This is a genomic window from Bacteroides sp. M10, from assembly GCF_014334015.1.
GTDB classification, from domain to species: Bacteria; Bacteroidota; Bacteroidia; order Bacteroidales; family Bacteroidaceae; genus Bacteroides; species Bacteroides intestinigallinarum.
The window spans coordinates 5,244,482-5,261,387 of record NZ_CP060488.1 but is presented as its reverse complement, the minus strand read 5'-3'; the positions used below and the strand labels follow the sequence as shown (position 1 = coordinate 5,261,387).

Below are 16,906 nucleotides of genomic sequence, written 5' to 3'. Positions count from 1 at the left end.
GCAGATTATCGTTTACTATTTTTGTTTTTTCCGAACTTGGGTGTTATGCCGATGAATATCTCGAAATTGATGCCCGGCATGGGACGGGACAATACGGAAAGGTATTCTTCATCGAACAGGTTGTTGATGCTGCCCTTTAGCGACAGATCGGCCCATCGGAAAGAGAGCTGTTTTTCCAGTGTCACGTTATTCATGAAGTAAGGGGGCAGATAGCCCGTCAGGGTATAGTCATTACTCGACATGGTATAACGCTGGCTGTAATAACACCATTTGTAAAGCAGGCTCCATGTCCGCCATGACAGACGTCCGGTCACCGTTGCGGAAAACTCCGGCACGTATGGCAACTGTTTGCCGACGGATTGGTCTGCCGGACTCATCGGTTCGCTCTCGTTGATCGAGGGAGTCCACGAGAAAGTTCCGTTCATATCCAGTTTCCAGTCCTTTCCGAGCATTATATCAAGGTGGGCGTTGGTCTCTGCCCCGTAAGCATGTACCTTTTTGAGGTTTCTGGGGGAGAAGAATCCCTTGGTTGTGGGTAGCCAGATGATCCAGTCGTCGATGTGCGAATCGAACCAGTTGATACCACCGCTCAAAGCATATACATTTTCTTTCCCCACCGAGAACGACAACCCCACGTCGTATGTGAAGCCGTGCTCGCTTTTCAGGTCGGGATTACCGCCCGGCAGAAAATAGAGGTCGTTCAGCGTGGGAAAACGGTAGTTCCGGGAGATGGATGCTTTCGCCACGATATTGCCTTTTTTCGACAGTACCCCGTCGATGAAGAAAGCCGGGATAACCGGGGCCCATTCCGTACCGAACATATCCTCGCGAAGGACAAGCGAGGCGGCAAAACGATCGACAGGCCGCCATTTCGCAGAAACGGAACCGGAAAACTCGACACGTCCCTTGTCATACCCGACAACAGCCTTGTTACCTTCCTGCGAGATGATATTTTTGTCCGCGCTTTCCACCAAATGCTGGTGTACGGAAACACCGGCCGTGAACAGCCATTTCTCTGAAGGAGCATAATCCCCGTCCGCACTTCCGTAGAACGTGTTAATCTTACTGCGTGAGCGGGTCATCGAAGCCATTTCGCCGTTTCCCTTGTCCCGCTTGTAATCATAGGCCATCCATGTGTGTATATAGCCGCCTTTTACACCGACCTTCCATTTCTCCCGCACGCGATCCCACGAGAGGACGCCGCGAAACGTCTGCTCCCTTTGGCGGTTCTCGAAGTCCATGTCGTTCCCGTAATCCGTGCTGAGCATCGCCAGTTCCCGGTTGGAATTGATATACCAGGCGTTTAGCCCGAACTTGTCGCCTTCGCCCGTGTTATAATAAATTTCCTGCAAGACGTGCAGATCCTTATAAGCCCCGCTGCGGTTGCGTTCCGTCGGGTAATAGGAACCGATGATGTTCTTGTCCTCGTCATAGATGTTTTCCTTCTTGTCCCGGTTTCGGTATTTGTAGTCGTTGGGGGAAGAGGAATACACCACACGGGTGGAGGACTGCCAGTGTTTGTCACCGTAGGTCAGGCGGAGAAACTCGTCGAACGTGCTGAACGACCCCACTCCCTGCACGTACTGCAACCCGAACCCTTCATGGTTGGCCGGAGAAGTGGAGAGCCTGACCAGACCACCCAAGCCGCCGCCCGTTTCGTTTACCGATGACGTTCCGTGCAGCAGCGAGGCATCATCGATAAAGTAAGAAGGGATGGTGGAAAAATCCGTCATGCCCAGCATCGGGTTGTTAATGCGCATACCATTCCACGTCACTTGGGTATGCGAGGGAGAGGTACCCCGGAAAGCCACGGTGGATAACGTGGCGCGTCCGTAGTTCTTGACAAAAACGGATGAGTTGAATGTCAGCACATCGGCCATAGACAAGGCGATGTTCTCTTTCATGGCGATGGAATCGAAACGGGTTCGTTGCACGCCTATATCCTTCATAGGTCGTTTGCCCACCACCGTAACCTCCGGAATACGTAGTACCCTTTTGGTAATGCTGACGGAATTTTTCTGCTGGGCGGCAAGCAGAAAGGGCAGGCTTACCCCCACGAACAATAGAATAAGATGTCTTTTCATTTTTGTCCTCCTTCCTCGTTATTTCCAGCAGAAAGCTCCCGGAATGATTCCCACGTAAAATTCATCGATCAGCTTGCCTTGCGGCGAATAGCGATACACGATACCTTGTTGCTGGTAATCAATAGCGTCGGCCACATATACCTCCCCGTTGTTGGGATTGACCGTAAGGCCGTAGTATTTGGTGTCCCGAAACTCCAGAAAAGGCCGGACGGGAACACGGTCGGCTTCCACCGGCATTCGCCAAATATCGTTGTTGATCCAGTAAAGTGTATCCCGTGTACCGTTGAGCTGGACTTCCGAAGGCCAGTCGCCCAGCTTAAACTTGAACTGTTTCTCTACGGTGAAAGTCTCGGCGTCTATACGATAGAGAGACGGTGCCTCGTAACCGTATGGGCTGCCCTCGTAACCGCCATCCGTGATGGTCCACATCTTGTTGTATTTGTCCATGACCAGCGAAGTAGGTTGTATGCCGATGGTCAGTTCGTCCACGACCTTGTCCGTCTCCGTGTCGATTTTCAGGATGCGGTTCTGGTACGACCAGCAGTTCACATAGACGTACTTGCCGTATTGTACCATTTGTTCGGTGGAACCCGATTCCATGTCCATGTCTGGACATTCGATATAGCCGGTAATCTCGTATGTCTTGGGGTTGATGATGAAGATACGGTAGTCCCATATCTGCGTCACATAGGCTTTCTCATCCGACAGAAAATGGATATACCGGGGTGAGGTGAAACCTGTGATACGGCCCACTTCCTTGAAAGTATTGATGTCGATGGCGAAAATCACATGCGAGTTGTTCACCACGATCCAGCCTATACCGTCCCGGATAACCATAGACTGGGCCACATCGCCCAACTTGAACCCGTTGGCACGGTAAAACACTTCATTCTCCACTTCGCACGTGGCGGGATCGTAGTAGGAAAGCGTGGCATTGCTGTACTGGAAATTCCCCTCGTTGGTAATGAAAAGACCAGAGGCCGATACAGAGAAATCTTCCATCTCTCCGTAATCCCATTTCATGCAACTGCCGAAAACTGGCAGGCAGAAAAGAAAAAGGCAAATCCGTTGTATTGTTCTGCTCATTGTCATTCGGATAAAAAAGAGTACCCGAATCATTACGGGTACTCTGGTTAAGGTATAAGGTTTAATCCTGCTGCGTATATTGTTTGTCCTTCATATTTTGGAAGGTTGGGTTATACCCACATTTCGTCACGCTCCAACTTTCCCCCGTAATCATTCCGTTTTCTATAAACTTGCCGAAGAAAGTGTAGTCGGTAAATTTCGTCAAACCGTCAAAAACAACCCCATGCAAGGTCTCCAACTTCTCCATGGAAAGTGTTTCCTGAGAAAGAGAAGTCGCACTTTTTATCTGTAGCGTACCATCTATAGTCTGTAATTTATCACAAGTAATGCCTGTTGCTTTATTAACGAACAACCCTTCACCTCCTACGTGAAGCAATTCCGGAATATCCAGCGATTTACTTTGTAAAGATATTGCTAACGAACCCTCTCCCTCTTTATAATATACAGGAGAAGCTGAACAACAAACTTTGGATAGTAAGGGCAAGTTACAACTGGTAAAATTTCCAGATAAATAGAACTGTCCTCCCACTTCTTTCAAGACTGGCATTGTGATTGAAGCAAACATGGGTATTTGGATATATCCATATCCATCTATGATTTCCAAGTCGGGAAATTTGGCATTGCTTCGCATTTGGCCTGTCACATTTAGATTTCCATATACATGTTGAATTGTCGATATGGTATAATCGGTATTGTTGGTGGTTGGCTTACAAGTGAAGTCTTTGATATTCTTGAACGTGATTTCAGGGAACTTATTATTCGTGAGACTGGTGATGACAAAATTTACATTTGACAAATCTTCGGCTGTTTCAATTTTGGAGAGCTGCACCTTGTTTATAATTTCAATCTGGGGCGCTGTTTCTCCGAAGGTTTCAAATCGGGCGTTCGGCAACAGCAGTGTTCCGCTCACATCTTCAAGATAATCCAGCGTGATGCTTCCAAGTGTGGTGATCTTGCTCCAGTCGGGAAGTTGTTTGAGTGCCGTGAAATTCTTTATCTTTATCTGTCCCTTTATCGTTGTCAGTTTGTCCATTCCACCGAAAGCCTGAAGCACGTCATTTCGTTGGGGAACAAAACTACCGGTAGGAGGAGCTTCCATATTGGCTTCCATAATAATACTTCCGTTTACTGTTTCGATTTCCGGAAGGTTGATGGTTTCCAACATCACGGGGACGGTATGGAAATCAAGGCCACCGGTCTCTTTCAGCTTAAGGAAGCTCATGGAAGTCAGCTTGGCAAGATTGTTTACGGACAAGACCCCTCCGACACTTGTCAGTTCCGGTATTTCCAAAGACGCAATCGAACCGGCTGCTGTGTTCTCTTCATTGAGTCCTTGAAGATTCAGATCCTGACCTACAGTAGTCAGAACCGGAAACTCAAAACTCTGTAACGACGACGCATTGAACATCACGCTTCCTTCAATAGTTGCCAGTTTCTCGAATAGGACATACGTCACTTGGTCGTTATATACCGATATGTCTCCGGAGAGCGTTTCCAATGCTTTCATGGAAATCATGTGAAGTTCCGTAGCTTTCGAGGCGACATCGGTCGAACCTACCTGTAAACCTCCGGCAGAAACGATATTATCCAACCCTGTCAAGTCTGCACCGTTGTAACTGTTACGAATGACAATGTTGCCAGTAACCTCTTTCAAAGATGCCAATGCAGATATGTCAGTGATTTTTTCTGCCTCTTCCGCATCAGAGCCGATAATCAGGTTCCCTTTGACAACGGTTGTTTTGGTTGCGGCAAAAGAAGCTACCTCCTCGGTGGTCTTCAACTCCACATCTCCGTCAGATTCTATCTCGCTTTTCACGACCTTATAGGTATATTCGCGGGCATCTCCGTTATAGGATGTCACCCGGAAGGTTCGTTCGTTATCCCAGTCCGTTACCGTTTCAGGATCAGGTATGATTGTTGCAGAAGTTGTGTACTTGAATTCCACTTCGGCGTTGTTCAGCGATACCGTATAGGGAACGGTTATTGTTACTGTATTGTCCGTAATGTCGGCCGTGTACGATTTCCCGTCCACGGTCATCACGACCGATGTGATGAAATTTTCATCTGCATCTTCAGGTATAATTTCATCGTTTTTGTCACACGCTCCCAAAAAGAACAAGGATAGGAGCATGGGAAGAAAATAAATTTTCATACTTGTAATTTTTATTATTTGGTTAGATCCTCAAAAGAAAATACCTCCGTAGAAACTTCGCCCAGCCAGCCGCTTTTGGCCAGAACACCGCATTGTATTTTGATAAAGTCAATATATTGCAGATTGGCTTCCGTTCCATCGGCATGGATGGCATTGGAAATTTTGAAACCGTTCCTTTGTCCGCTTCCATCCACCGTACTGCCGCCTTCTATCTGGTCGTTTCCGAAATTATCCACGTACCCCCAGTCATAACTCTGATTATCCCAATAACCGGTTTGAGAATCTTGGGTGTTGCGGGCGGCCAGACAAGTGCCTGTCAGGGTATAACTGTTTTCCGAAATCCAAGCCGGATAATAATAGTCTTGTGTATGATAAGCGGACAGATAGTCTACCCAGCCGTTTCTACCGTCGGAACTGATCCATTGGACATCCATTTTTTTGCCTTCCGGACGGTAATAGGTCACTTCAAAATTCTGTATTGTTTCTTCCTTGCCTGCTTCAGATCCTTTCAGTTCGTACCACTCGTCATCCGGCAATCCGTTTCCGTTTATATCTTGCATGACCCATACGATACCCGGTTCGGAACTGCCGTCAAAGGCGTTCCCCTGAACACAGAAATCATATTGGTTACCCGAATTGGGAATACTGTGGTCGAAGCCGACGATGATATAACCCCCGAAAGAACCTAAAGAGACGTGCAGTTTGTCTTTCAAACGCTGTGTTGCCCATGCGACAGCCGCTTCAGGGGATGTTTCGTTGCCGGTCATACCGCCTATCGTGCTCGTCTCGTTGATAAATTGGCCGGGAGCTGGGGTATATTCATAGACTTTATTCCAGAGCTTGGAACTTCCCGAAGCCCGGAAGCCGTCTTGTTCCTTTTTGTCCACACAAACGACTTTTACGGTGGCAGTGACAGCCGTTTTCCCTTTGTCGATATTCCTGCTTATTTTTTCCGTCGGTGTGTCTTCCGACACAGTACAGGAGACGGTGTATTCTCCGGGTGCGGACGGCGTGAACTTGAACATGCGTTCCACTTCTCCTTCCATGACCTGACCGTCCACACTCCACTCAAAACGGGGATTGTCGAAATACTCCAACAACGGACGCAGGAAAACAGGACGGTCGGCAAAAGTGTACCTGTCCGTGGATGTTTGCAGGTAAGACGGGGTCGGGAATTTGACAACGTAGGGCATCGTTTCCACGACCTCTACGCTTACGTCTTTCGTTGTTGTCCCATCTATATTGGAAGCGTTGATTGTCACCGTATAAACACCGAGTTCTTTTTCATTGAAAGTATAAGTATTCTCGGTGGAAACGATTTTTCCTTCCCGTACCCATTCGATTTTGAACCCTTCGACATCCGAATGCTGAATATCGGGAGTAAATGTGTAATCGGTATTCCGGACGACTTTTAGCCCCTGCGAAGGTAGTGCCAGTGAGATGACCGGAGGGGTGAGTTCTTTCACTTCTACTTTCAGTTCCTCTTCGGCATAGCCTTCCGCATTGTCTACTCTTAGTTTGACATAAAAATCCCCGCATTCATTCCATGTACGTTGAAGAGACGGACCCGAAGAAACCAGCGTACCGTCTATCGTCCAAGCAAAAAGAGCATCTTCAACATTCTGGTATGTCGGGGCGATAGTCAATTCGTGATCGACCTTGACCGTGTAAATACCGGTCTCGCTGTCAAGTTCTATTATAGGTTGTCCTCCTACTTCTTCGGTAATGACTTCATCCTTGTTGCAGGAGGTGAACAGCATACAGGCAGAAATAATAAAATAGTGAAAACGATGCATGATGTGTGGATTTTAGAAAAATAACAGGGATACCCCCGACAGAAGGGATATCCTTGTATTCTTTTTATTGTATGGTGATATCATCAATACAGATATAAGCCGGAGTATTCAAACCGTATGCTCCCGAATCCGAACCCTCGAAGTTGAATTTCACACTTTGCACCCCTTCGGCATTGATTTCCCAATAATCCCATGTCGTGATAGGATCAACCTGTTGTTGGCCGTTACGATAATCGGCTAAAAGACGTTTGTAAGTGCGGATCAGACCGCCATTCGCATCATAACATTCCAGATTCACTTGGAAATACCCTTTCATCTCTTTCAGAGGAGTCGCTACCCCCGTAGAACCGAACTGATTACCATAAGTAATGACACCATAAGTGTATGAGGTGTTGCAGATCCACAGGCCGACCAATTTCCGGGGAACATTGAAATAAAATTCTGGTTTAGCCATCCATGCCTGATTGTAAGCATCCACATATCCGTAAACGACACCGAAATTGGAACCGCTGTGCCCGGCTTCCTTATTCTGTCCTTCCGCTTCCACCGCAGTGTTATAGACAGAACATTGGTTTAGATAAGAATACCACCAGTCTCCGGTATTTCCCGACTGATTGGAGCGGATGTTCCAGTTGGAAAGTGCGATGCCGCCGCTGGAATACTCTGTGCTTCCACCTACAGTATTAAACATTGAAAGGAAGAGATATTCTTCCGGAGTATTGTCGTAAATGGTGGTTACTTGAGGATACCCTTGGTACGAATAAAGATTTTCTCCGGCCGAGGTAGGTCCTGCTAACATGCCGGGATCGAAATCATCGAAAGTGATAGTTAAAGTACCGTCCGAATTTGTCACAGCACGGGTTTGCGAAGTTCCGGAATCAACCGGGTCCATCAAAAAGTCATCGTCCGAGCTACAGCCAGAGAACAAGGCGGTTGCGGTAAATAGACAGGCACCTGCCAGAAAGCGTAATTTTCTTTTCATAGGTCACTCATTTTAATGTAAAACATATTATTAACAAACACAAAAAATTCCCGTTCGTGCGGACTTACACGAACGGGAATATGTCTGTCTTCAAATATTGAATGGCCGATGAGCTATTCCTTATTTGATTACGACCCGTATATCCCGCAGGTGTAAATCTCATTCCGGTCATGGCAGGTCTTCTGACTCGTCCCGGTCATCGTGCCTTCCCGGTATTACACCAGTGGCAAAAGTTCGATGTCCGTTTTTGTGGACTCACAGCAGCGGGTACTGTCCCGGATTTTCACCGGGTTCCCTTTTCATTCGGAAGGCGTAAACCTCCCGAAACCATTTCCCGACTGCAAAATTATCTATATTACATATCAATTCCAAATAATTCATAATATTTATAATAAAACACACAAAGCATGACAACCGTACTGTTTTAATTAGAGCATTCAAGTTTACGACAAACGAAGACGGTAATTATCATACACAATATCCATAAACCAACAAAACAGCTTGCCATTTTCCATAACAATGCGTTCTGGAATAGATAACTGTTAGCTGCAATTATGCAAGCAAAAAAAGCAGACAGAATAATGACTATTAATATCATGCACCAGAAATTAATCCTATAAATTTATGGAAAACAAGTAAGGGAATGGAAGTTCCGTTGCCGCATGGATGCAGGTGAAGGACCTTCTCTTTTAACGTTGGATACGCCAATGCACGCCAACGGAAGACTCTGATATTATCTGTTTGGAAAGGATATAGGATGTGCGTTACTTTGTCGCATATTCAGAATCTTAAAAAGAATTTTAGTATGGAACTGACAATTATTGAAACAAGCGCGTATTAGGAGTTGAGAAAGCTGGTCAGCACGCTGGTCGTACAGATGGGCGACTTCCAGAAAAAGATTGCCCCGCCTGCGCCGGACAAGTGAATGGATGCGCAGGACGTATGTGATGGACTTATGCCCAAACACTTTCTGAAGAGTTTCCAGCAGCATCCCCTTGAGTATGGCCAGAACGGCAAATGCGTGGCGTCCGATGTGCGGGGTGACCTCGCCCCGGAGTTGCATTTCCTGCCTATGATTCCAAGACTGAGCCGCATGGCATTGTATTCACCTACCGGAAAGACACATTCGGGGAGTCTTTCTTTTCATCCGTACCCCTATATTTTTCAATCAGTTCGATAGCAATGGGCAATAATTTTACGACATACGCCACTCCCGTTTTTATACGGTTGCCCATCAGCCATGTACCGCCGTCGGAGTCGGTATGGATATTATCGTATGTTATGGCTTTCAAGTCCACATAGGAAAGACCGGTGAAGCACATGAACAGGAACATGTCGCGCATGGCACGCTGGCGTTTGTATCTCGGTTCTATATGGATTATCCTTTGCAGTTCCTCTTCGGAAAGGAAAGAACGCCTCTTGTATTCGGGCATACACTCGAATGATGCGAACGGATGAACCCGTATCCAGCCTTTTTCCTGCGCGATATACATCAGCCACTTCAAGGTATTGACACGCCCGAAGACAGTGGAGTTTGCCAAAGCGCATGTACCGAGCATCCAGTTGTAGTAATCCTCGATGAATGATTTCTCAAGTTCTTCGATGACAATATCCTCTGCATTCTTCTTGCTTTTCATGAAAAGCAGGAGACTCTTGTAATCGGCAACCAGACCGCAGTAGGTGCTTTCGGCTTTCTCTATGCCGATTTTCTTTTTATACGGTTCCAGCTGTTCCCTGAAAAGGTTCATAAGGGTGTGGCATTCCTCTGAGAAGCCGACATAGCGGTTATAGACTTTCTTGGCTGTAACAAAACTGTCGTGGTCGCAGATGTACTGGTAGTGCCTGGTGATTTGCGCCTTGATATTGTCAAGCTCCTGATTGAGTGTACGGGCCTCCTCGGACTTGCCTTTGGCCCGGTTGGTTTTGACGTCCCACAAAGCGAGGGACACTTCTTTCTTACAACTGAAACCGGCTTGGGTTCCATTGATGGTGATACGGCCCATAATCGGTGTCTTTCCGTTTTTTACAGACTGTTTATTCTCAAAACACTTAGCTATACATGGTCTGCGATAAGCTAAGAGAGATTCCCCTTACACAAAAGCATGGCATCTCCTTGTCGTATCTCGCCTTTATACTTTTATGTATAGTAGTCTACCGGATCGAATGAACAAGACCTATCCCATACATAAACCAATTTAGACTGCTATGTTATTTTTGAGGAAGAAGATGGAATGAGACCAGATACCCTCTTTAAGGCTGACTGTAAGTCGATTAAATGTAGAAAAAGATTGCTTTTGTCACAAGTAAAGTGTATATTTGCATTGAAAGAATCGTTCTTTGACAGAGGCAAAAGAAAACAGAATATTGTAATTCGCTCGTTTCTAAATCGTTACCTGATATTAATTAAACAGAAATAACTGTTTAATTTTCAATTAGATAGAGATTGTATGATGTTTCGCAGCGTAAGAACTTAACTTGCCTTTGATTCCCAACAGTTCACCCAACAAAGCCAGCTGGTGATTAAATCCCCGCAATGCCAACTGATATTCCCGGTATGCCTCTTCCGTTCCCTCACCACTCCGCAGGATGGGAAACAGATAGGGAGAAGCGACATCCCGATTCATATAGCGCTGCAACAGAAACATCGCTTCCGTTGTCAGTGTCACGGACAATGTGCGGCCTGTCTTTCTGCGTCGATACGTGATTACATTCTCCTTCAAATCATTCTTGCGTAGATAAGCCAGATCGACGAACGGCAATCCGCGGAGCAGGAACATCAGGATAAACCAATCTTGTGCGGTACGCATGGCAGTAGTGGCGGAGGATTGTGTCGCTAGGCGGGTAAACACTTTCTTCATGTCCTCATTGTCCAATGCCCGCTGATGGTCCGCCCTTGTACCCGTGTAAACCGAACGGAATAAATGAGGCACATACGTTGCTTTCCGCTGGCTAACCGCACGGTTATAGACCGCCCGCAAGGTGCGCAGATAAGTAGACACTGTGTTCCAACTGCATCCACGTTCCCGCAGACTATTCTCGAAACGCTTCAACCATTCGGGCGTCAGTTGCCGAAACGGCATCTTGTCCGAACCTAGAAAAGTGCGGATTGCATTCAAGCTGCTCCGGTACACATGAGCAGTCCCTAAATTTCCCCTTCGCTGCAACTCGGCAGCGATTTCTTTCATAAATGAAATCAAATCTTCTTTCTTCATCAACTTTTTTTTAATAATTATTATTTACTGATTTAACAGCCGAATTTATTCGATCAGACAAAACTACAAATAGATTTTGACACACGTAAATTACGTCCTAAAAATTCAATTTATTTTATAGTTGTAATTCAATTCCTTTTCATACTTTTGTGGGAAATTAAACCGACAAAATAGGTTTGATATACAACTTAATTTTATAATAATGAAAGAAAACAAAACAGTCACGGAAACCTACATTATCAATGGTTTCAAACCATTCTCGCAACTTGCGATGGAATATTTTCCGTGTCCTTCGGGCGTTACCGCGTCTAGAAAAAGAATGCGTGACAAGATTGACCAAAATCTGTCACTCACCGCCGAGCTGCAAGCTGCCGGCTACACCGAACACACCACCTACCTGACTCCGAAGATGCAGGAGATCATTGTTCAATGCTGGGGACCTCCCAAAATTGTGATGGCAATCATCTACCCGAACGCACCCGAAGAAATGAAACATTAATCTTCAAAAATAGAAAAATCGAACTATATATTTTAATATATATAGTTTATTATTTATATATTTATAATAATACGGTTAGTGTTTCAAGGGTCTTTTTTTAGGTAGGTGTAACCGTTTGTCATATAGCGAGTTATCTGCTTTCGGAGACCGTTCCACTATGCGTTCGGCAAAAAGACGCTTTTTTGTCCCCTAAATGAAGGCTCTAAATCCATGCGAAAGAGCCTCCATTTGATACATTCAGAAGTTCCGTTTCAGGCAAACGGAGCTTCTGTTTTTTTGCTCTCGCTTCTTTCTGTCTTATTCGGGCACAGGGAGGAATCATGGATAGGTCTATACAATTCTTTAGAGCCGTACACGGTCGAAAGGAATCGAAAATTTAGGAGCGCCCCAGTGTATAGGCTATTTTTGTTGAAAATTTAAAAAAGTGACAAGTATGCAAAATGTAAATCCGCAACAAATGGCCGGAAACGGTTATATTGTGATTTCTAAACTGATGTTTACAGAATATATGAATAGTTGTGACCGCCACGAGGGCGATGTGGAGGCTTTCATAAAACTTCTTCTCAAAGTGAACTATTCCGAAACGGAATACACTGATTATTGGCACAATAAAAGCGTGTGCAAGAGAGGAGAGAGCCTGCGTAGTTACCGGAGTTGGGGGGACGTTTTCCACTGGTCGGCAGGCAAAACATATCGGTTTATGCAAAGATTGTGTGCAAAAGGGATTATTGAAATTATTCCGCATAAAGATGCAGTTATACTACATATTCGTGTGGTGAATTATGAAAATTGGGTGAGTATCCCCCAAGCCAGCCCTGACGACCTGAAACTGCAAAGGAAAGCCGCCAAGGAGCAATTTGACTTTTTCTGGGAAGAATATCACCGAATCACCCTGCTTCCCAAAGAAAACATAGCCAAAGCGCAGCGCGAATGGAAAAAACTAAGCGGAAAGGAGCAGAAGCTCGCTCTGGAACGTATTGAAGATTATTATTTCCATCAGACCAATGCCAACTACCTGCTGCACGCCGCCACTTATCTGTCTAACAAAGCATTCCTCAACGAATATTAACCCCCGGAAAAGAAATATGAATACCGAAAATAGAGTTTCGCCACAGGCTCCCGAAGTAGAGGAAGCCATCATAGGAGCCTGCCTGATAGAACAGGAGGCTCTGCCGCTGGTAGCCGACAAGCTACGCCCGGAAATGTTCTACGTAGTCCGCCATCAGCTGATTTTTGCCGCCATGATGGCGATGTATCAGGCGGGTACGAAAATAGATATACTCACCGTAAAAGAGGAACTTGCCCGTAGGGGGACGCTCGAAGATGCGGGAGGAGCTTATAATGTGACGTTGCTTAGCAGCAAGGTGGCAAGTTCCGCGCATATCGAATATCACATAAAGATCGTGCATGAGAAGTATCTGCGACGTGAAATGATTCTGGGACTTAACAAGCTGCTTGCCTGCTCGCTGGACGAAACGATTGACATTGCCGATACGCTTGTAGACGCCCACAACCTGCTCGACCGCCTGGAGGGGGAATTCGGGCATAATGATACGATGCGTGGCATGGATGCATTGATGACGGACACCATGAAAGAAGCCGAAGCGCGTATGGCCAAGAGTGTGAACGGGGTGACGGGCATCCCGACGGGATTGGCGGATCTGGATCGTATGACGTCCGGATGGCAGAACGGGGAACTGGTGGTGATGGCCTTCCGTCCCTCGGTGGGAAAGACGGCTTTAGCGTTACACCTGGCACGTAGCGCAGCGATGGCAGGGCGTGCAGTGGTGGTATATAGCCTTGAGATGCAGGGAGAACGGTTGGCGGATCGTTGGCTGGCAGCGGCCAGCGAGATAAGTGCCCGGCATTGGCGGACGGGAACGGCCAGCGGGCAGGAGATGGTGGAAGCCCGTGCCGCAGCAGCGGAACTCGCTCGCTTGCAGATACACGTGGACGACGGTTCGGTGGTGAGCATGGATCATGTGCGTTCGAGCGCACGGTTGCTGCAAAGCCAAAATGCGTGTGACCTGATTATTATCGACTACCTGCAACTTTGCGATATGACGACGGGGCAAAACAACCGTAACCGCGAACAGGAAGTGGCGCAGGCCACCCGAAAGGCGAAGCTGCTGGCCAAAGAGCTGAATGTGCCGGTGATATTGTTAAGCCAGTTGAACCGGTTGGCGGAGGGGCATATCGACAGGCGTCCGGAGTTGAGCCAGTTGCGCGAGAGTGGTGCTATCGAGCAGGATGCGGACGTTGTGATGTTGCTCTACCGGCCGGCGCTGTCGCGGATTGTGACGGACAAGGAGAGCGGTTATCAGACGGATGGGCTGGGAGTGGTGATCGTAGCCAAGCAACGCAACGGGGAGACGGGGAATGCCTATTTCCACCACAATCCGGAACTGACGAAAATCACGGATTATGTTCCTACTTTGGAATATTTGTTGAAGCATGCTAAATAAGGGCGGATATGAGATGGTTACGTTCGTGATATTTTATGACATCTATGTCTTGAATATTTTCCTATTTTTATTTCAATTTGTTGAATAAATAAATGGCAAAATGCTTGACTTTGCCTTCCAAATTTTGTATATTTGTAATGTCGTAAGGACAGAAAATGTAATTACCTAAACCTTAACTTTTTTCAATTATGAACGTATTAGTGGAGCGCTATCAGCGCAGAAAGTATGTGAATCAGGAAAATTCACAGATGTTGTATTATGTACGCCAGAAATCGGGTACAGTGAGAGTGATGGACGTCAATAAGTTGGCGGACGCTATCGAGGCCAATTCTTCGCTCACGGCGGGAGATGTGAAGCATTCTATCGAGGCTTTTGTGGAGCAGTTGCGCCTGTCGCTCACGCAAGGCGACAAGGTGAAGATTGATGGATTGGGAACCTTTCATATCACATTGAGCAGTGAGGGGACGGAGAAAGAGAAAGATTGCACGGTGCGCAGCATCCGCAGGGTGAATGTGCGGTTTGTGGCAGATAAGGCGCTCCGCTTGGTGAATACCAGTCATACCTCCACCCGCAGCGAGAATAATGTGGATTTCGTTCTGGCTGGAAAGGGAGAAGCTGAAAACGAGGGTTCCGGCGGCGAAGGTGGAAATACCGGAGGCGGAACCGGCGGAGGTAGCGGCGAGGCTCCGGACCCTGCAGCATAATGAGTGAAGAGAGGGAGTGTCCGGCTTTCCGGCTGCTCCCTCTTTCTCTTTATGATTCTTCTTTTTTCCGTTCTTTCTTTTTTCTATTTCTCTTTTCTTATTCTCTTCATTTTTCTTCATTCTCTTAATTGAATAAAAATCATGCTAGATAAAATTATTGAAATCGTTATGACGATTCTCCCTTTTCTGGGTAGCAATCGCAAAAAACGTCAGGCAATGGCGCAGGAAGTCAAAGAGTTCAGCGAACTGGTGAAAGACCAATATACATTTCTGATGCAGCAGTTGGAAAAGGTATTGAAGGATTATTTCGACCTTAGCTCGAAAGTGAAAGAGATGCATACAGAGATGTTCTCATTGAGAGGGCAGCTGGCACAGGCTGCTGCTTTGCAATGTATTAATAAGGAGTGCGTGCAGCGTAGTAATGTCAAAGAATACAGAGAGTGAGGCCATGAGAAACATCAATCTGATTGTGGTGCACTGCTCCGCCACGCGTGAGGACAAGAGTTTTACGGAATTTGATTTGGACGACTGCCACCGCAGGCGGGGATTCAACGGGGCGGGGTATCATTTTTATATCCGCAAAAACGGAGATATTAAATCCACGCGGGCGGTAGAGAAAATCGGGGCACACGCCAAAGGTTTCAACAAGGAGAGTATCGGCATTTGTTATGAGGGCGGGCTCGACTGCAAAGGGCAGCCCAAAGACACCCGTACCGAATGGCAGAAGCACTCGCTGCGGGTATTGATTCTTACGCTGTTGCGGGATTATCCGGGTTGCAGGGTGTGCGGACATCGCGATCTTAGTCCCGACCTCAACGGAAATGGCGAGATAGAGCCGGAAGAGTGGGTGAAAGCGTGTCCTTGTTTTAACGCTGAAACCGAGTGGGACAGGGATAAATAAGAAAAAAACTCCAATCAATGAGACTGTATCAGTCGTATTGGTTGGAGTTTTCTTTTTAAGCAAGCATGCATCAGAAATACCAGCGTATTCCTCCGAGAACGTTGAAGCGGGTAATTCCGGTACGTTCGTTGTCTTTTAGCTTTACTTCGCTGCGATCCGGCAGGCTGCCATTGATGGTGTTTGCAGATATACCTACTCCCCATTGGTTGGTAATCATGTATTCTAAGCCTACCGTAGCGTGTGCTCCCAGTCCGCTGGAATGGTAACCCGGTTCGTTGTAGAGGAATAATCCCAAGCCTAGCCCGGCTTTTAGTATCCATTTATCCCATCTGGAACGTACCACCCATTCGGGGGCAATGTAGGACAACATCATGTTTCCGCCGGGGAAAGAGGCTCTGAAACCGGAATATTGCATTCCGATACCCCAGCCACTGCTCCAGGTGTATTCGTAAGAGAGTTTCCAATCTACACCGCCTTTGCTTCCCAAAGAGCGGCCATCGACGTCATAGAGTTTGCTGGTCACCCATCCGTATCCTATACTCCCTTCGAAAGTGCTGGACGGAGCCCGTCTGTTCTCTGCCCGTTCTTTAGTCACTACATGGTCGAGTTCGATCATGTCTTGCACCGGATTGACTTTCATTGTGTCCACCTGACGGTCCGAAAGGCGAAGCATCAAGCCGGATATCTGATGGCAGGAGCTTCCCCAAAAGGAGGGTTTCAGATGGTCGGTGATGGCAAGTCCGTTGCCGCCATTCTTTCCCGTAGCTTCTTGCGCCAGATGTAACACCTGATCGTAACGGCATTTGGACGAAGTGCCCCGGTCTACCACTGAAATGCGGCCTATGGTTTCGGCTGTGTTAGGTACTTTATCTCCCAGTTCGATGACATAGACCGAATCTGTCGGAATAATATCCGGATAGACTTTCGAAATGTGGGTCACCACTTTGGGCGAACAGGCAGTCATCAGCAACAGCATGGCGACTCCGTACAAATTGACGGTTTTCAAGTGTTTTGTCATTAGATTT

The 16,906-nt window shown here is 46.8% G+C and carries 14 protein-coding genes, 1 pseudogene and 1 riboswitch; of the genes and pseudogenes, 6 read left to right on the top strand and 9 right to left on the bottom strand.

What is annotated here, in order from left to right:
• Nucleotides 1–5: 5 nt before the first annotated feature.
• The 8 genes and pseudogenes from H8796_RS19335 to H8796_RS19305 form a co-directional block, all read right to left on the bottom strand.
• Complete coding sequence (locus H8796_RS19335; protein ID WP_004311295.1) at nucleotides 6–2,084, bottom strand: TonB-dependent siderophore receptor; 2,079 nt, start codon at nucleotides 2,082–2,084, stop codon at nucleotides 6–8.
• Between the two features lie 18 nt (nucleotides 2,085–2,102).
• A complete protein-coding gene (locus tag H8796_RS19330; protein ID WP_004293828.1) occupies nucleotides 2,103–3,203 on the bottom strand; it encodes a YncE family protein in 1,101 nt (366 codons plus the stop codon).
• Between the two features lie 28 nt (nucleotides 3,204–3,231).
• Nucleotides 3,232–5,322, bottom strand: coding sequence for a lipoprotein (locus H8796_RS19325; protein ID WP_004311297.1), 2,091 nt, complete (start codon nucleotides 5,320–5,322; stop codon nucleotides 3,232–3,234).
• 14 nt (nucleotides 5,323–5,336) lie between these two features.
• Nucleotides 5,337–7,118, bottom strand: coding sequence for a PKD-like domain-containing protein (locus H8796_RS19320; RefSeq protein WP_004293827.1), 1,782 nt, complete (start codon nucleotides 7,116–7,118; stop codon nucleotides 5,337–5,339).
• 64 nt (nucleotides 7,119–7,182) lie between these two features.
• Nucleotides 7,183–8,100: a DUF4465 domain-containing protein gene (locus tag H8796_RS19315; protein WP_004289228.1), complete on the bottom strand. Its 918-nt coding sequence runs from the start codon at nucleotides 8,098–8,100 to the stop codon at nucleotides 7,183–7,185.
• Between the two features lie 154 nt (nucleotides 8,101–8,254).
• Nucleotides 8,255–8,447: riboswitch (cobalamin riboswitch) on the bottom strand.
• 386 nt (nucleotides 8,448–8,833) lie between these two features.
• Entirely contained in the window at nucleotides 8,834–9,163 is a 330-nt protein-coding gene (locus tag H8796_RS25495) for a hypothetical protein (RefSeq protein ID WP_004289226.1), read from the bottom strand.
• A 46-nt stretch (nucleotides 9,164–9,209) separates the two neighbouring features.
• The gene (locus H8796_RS19310; RefSeq protein ID WP_004289225.1) at nucleotides 9,210–10,103 is read right to left on the bottom strand and encodes a phage integrase SAM-like domain-containing protein; all 894 of its coding nucleotides are present in this window, start codon (nucleotides 10,101–10,103) and stop codon (nucleotides 9,210–9,212) included.
• Between the two features lie 447 nt (nucleotides 10,104–10,550).
• A pseudogene (locus H8796_RS19305) lies at nucleotides 10,551–11,312 on the bottom strand (tyrosine-type recombinase/integrase); the annotation flags it as partial.
• Between the two features lie 202 nt (nucleotides 11,313–11,514).
• Here H8796_RS19305 and H8796_RS19300 point away from each other — a divergent pair.
• The 6 genes from H8796_RS19300 to H8796_RS19275 all read left to right on the top strand — a co-directional run bounded on the left by H8796_RS19300 (nucleotide 11,515) and on the right by H8796_RS19275 (nucleotide 15,881).
• Complete coding sequence (locus tag H8796_RS19300; protein WP_233530304.1) at nucleotides 11,515–11,811, top strand: DUF4248 domain-containing protein; 297 nt, start codon at nucleotides 11,515–11,517, stop codon at nucleotides 11,809–11,811.
• Nucleotides 11,812–12,244: 433 nt separating this feature from the next.
• On the top strand, nucleotides 12,245–12,880 hold the full coding sequence (locus H8796_RS19295; RefSeq protein WP_117935620.1) for a hypothetical protein: 636 nt from the start codon (nucleotides 12,245–12,247) through the stop codon (nucleotides 12,878–12,880).
• Between the two features lie 16 nt (nucleotides 12,881–12,896).
• Entirely contained in the window at nucleotides 12,897–14,276 is a 1,380-nt protein-coding gene (dnaB, locus tag H8796_RS19290; protein ID WP_117935619.1) for a replicative DNA helicase, read from the top strand.
• A gap of 188 nt (nucleotides 14,277–14,464) precedes the next feature.
• Nucleotides 14,465–14,980, top strand: coding sequence for an HU family DNA-binding protein (locus H8796_RS19285; protein ID WP_117935617.1), 516 nt, complete (start codon nucleotides 14,465–14,467; stop codon nucleotides 14,978–14,980).
• A 141-nt stretch (nucleotides 14,981–15,121) separates the two neighbouring features.
• On the top strand, nucleotides 15,122–15,424 hold the full coding sequence (locus H8796_RS19280) for a hypothetical protein (protein WP_117935615.1): 303 nt from the start codon (nucleotides 15,122–15,124) through the stop codon (nucleotides 15,422–15,424).
• Between the two features lie 4 nt (nucleotides 15,425–15,428).
• A complete protein-coding gene (locus H8796_RS19275) occupies nucleotides 15,429–15,881 on the top strand; it encodes an N-acetylmuramoyl-L-alanine amidase (protein WP_117935713.1) in 453 nt (150 codons plus the stop codon).
• A gap of 70 nt (nucleotides 15,882–15,951) precedes the next feature.
• Here H8796_RS19275 and H8796_RS19270 read toward each other — a convergent pair whose 3' ends face one another.
• The gene (locus H8796_RS19270) at nucleotides 15,952–16,899 is read right to left on the bottom strand and encodes an outer membrane beta-barrel protein (protein WP_187343862.1); all 948 of its coding nucleotides are present in this window, start codon (nucleotides 16,897–16,899) and stop codon (nucleotides 15,952–15,954) included.
• Nucleotides 16,900–16,906 lie beyond the last annotated feature (7 nt).

Coding starts and splice junctions, on each gene's coding strand:
- H8796_RS19335 (WP_004311295.1), bottom strand. CDS start 2,084: ATGAAAAGACATCTTATTCTATTGTTCGTGGGGGTAAGCCTGCCCTTT.
- H8796_RS19330 (WP_004293828.1), bottom strand. CDS start 3,203: ATGATTCGGGTACTCTTTTTTATCCGAATGACAATGAGCAGAACAATA.
- H8796_RS19325 (WP_004311297.1), bottom strand. CDS start 5,322: ATGAAAATTTATTTTCTTCCCATGCTCCTATCCTTGTTCTTTTTGGGA.
- H8796_RS19320 (WP_004293827.1), bottom strand. CDS start 7,118: ATGCATCGTTTTCACTATTTTATTATTTCTGCCTGTATGCTGTTCACC.
- H8796_RS19315 (WP_004289228.1), bottom strand. CDS start 8,100: ATGAAAAGAAAATTACGCTTTCTGGCAGGTGCCTGTCTATTTACCGCA.
- H8796_RS25495 (WP_004289226.1), bottom strand. CDS start 9,163: ATGCAACTCCGGGGCGAGGTCACCCCGCACATCGGACGCCACGCATTT.
- H8796_RS19310 (WP_004289225.1), bottom strand. CDS start 10,103: ATGGGCCGTATCACCATCAATGGAACCCAAGCCGGTTTCAGTTGTAAG.
- H8796_RS19300 (WP_233530304.1), top strand. CDS start 11,515: ATGAAAGAAAACAAAACAGTCACGGAAACCTACATTATCAATGGTTTC.
- H8796_RS19295 (WP_117935620.1), top strand. CDS start 12,245: ATGCAAAATGTAAATCCGCAACAAATGGCCGGAAACGGTTATATTGTG.
- dnaB (WP_117935619.1), top strand. CDS start 12,897: ATGAATACCGAAAATAGAGTTTCGCCACAGGCTCCCGAAGTAGAGGAA.
- H8796_RS19285 (WP_117935617.1), top strand. CDS start 14,465: ATGAACGTATTAGTGGAGCGCTATCAGCGCAGAAAGTATGTGAATCAG.
- H8796_RS19280 (WP_117935615.1), top strand. CDS start 15,122: ATGCTAGATAAAATTATTGAAATCGTTATGACGATTCTCCCTTTTCTG.
- H8796_RS19275 (WP_117935713.1), top strand. CDS start 15,429: ATGAGAAACATCAATCTGATTGTGGTGCACTGCTCCGCCACGCGTGAG.
- H8796_RS19270 (WP_187343862.1), bottom strand. CDS start 16,899: ATGACAAAACACTTGAAAACCGTCAATTTGTACGGAGTCGCCATGCTG.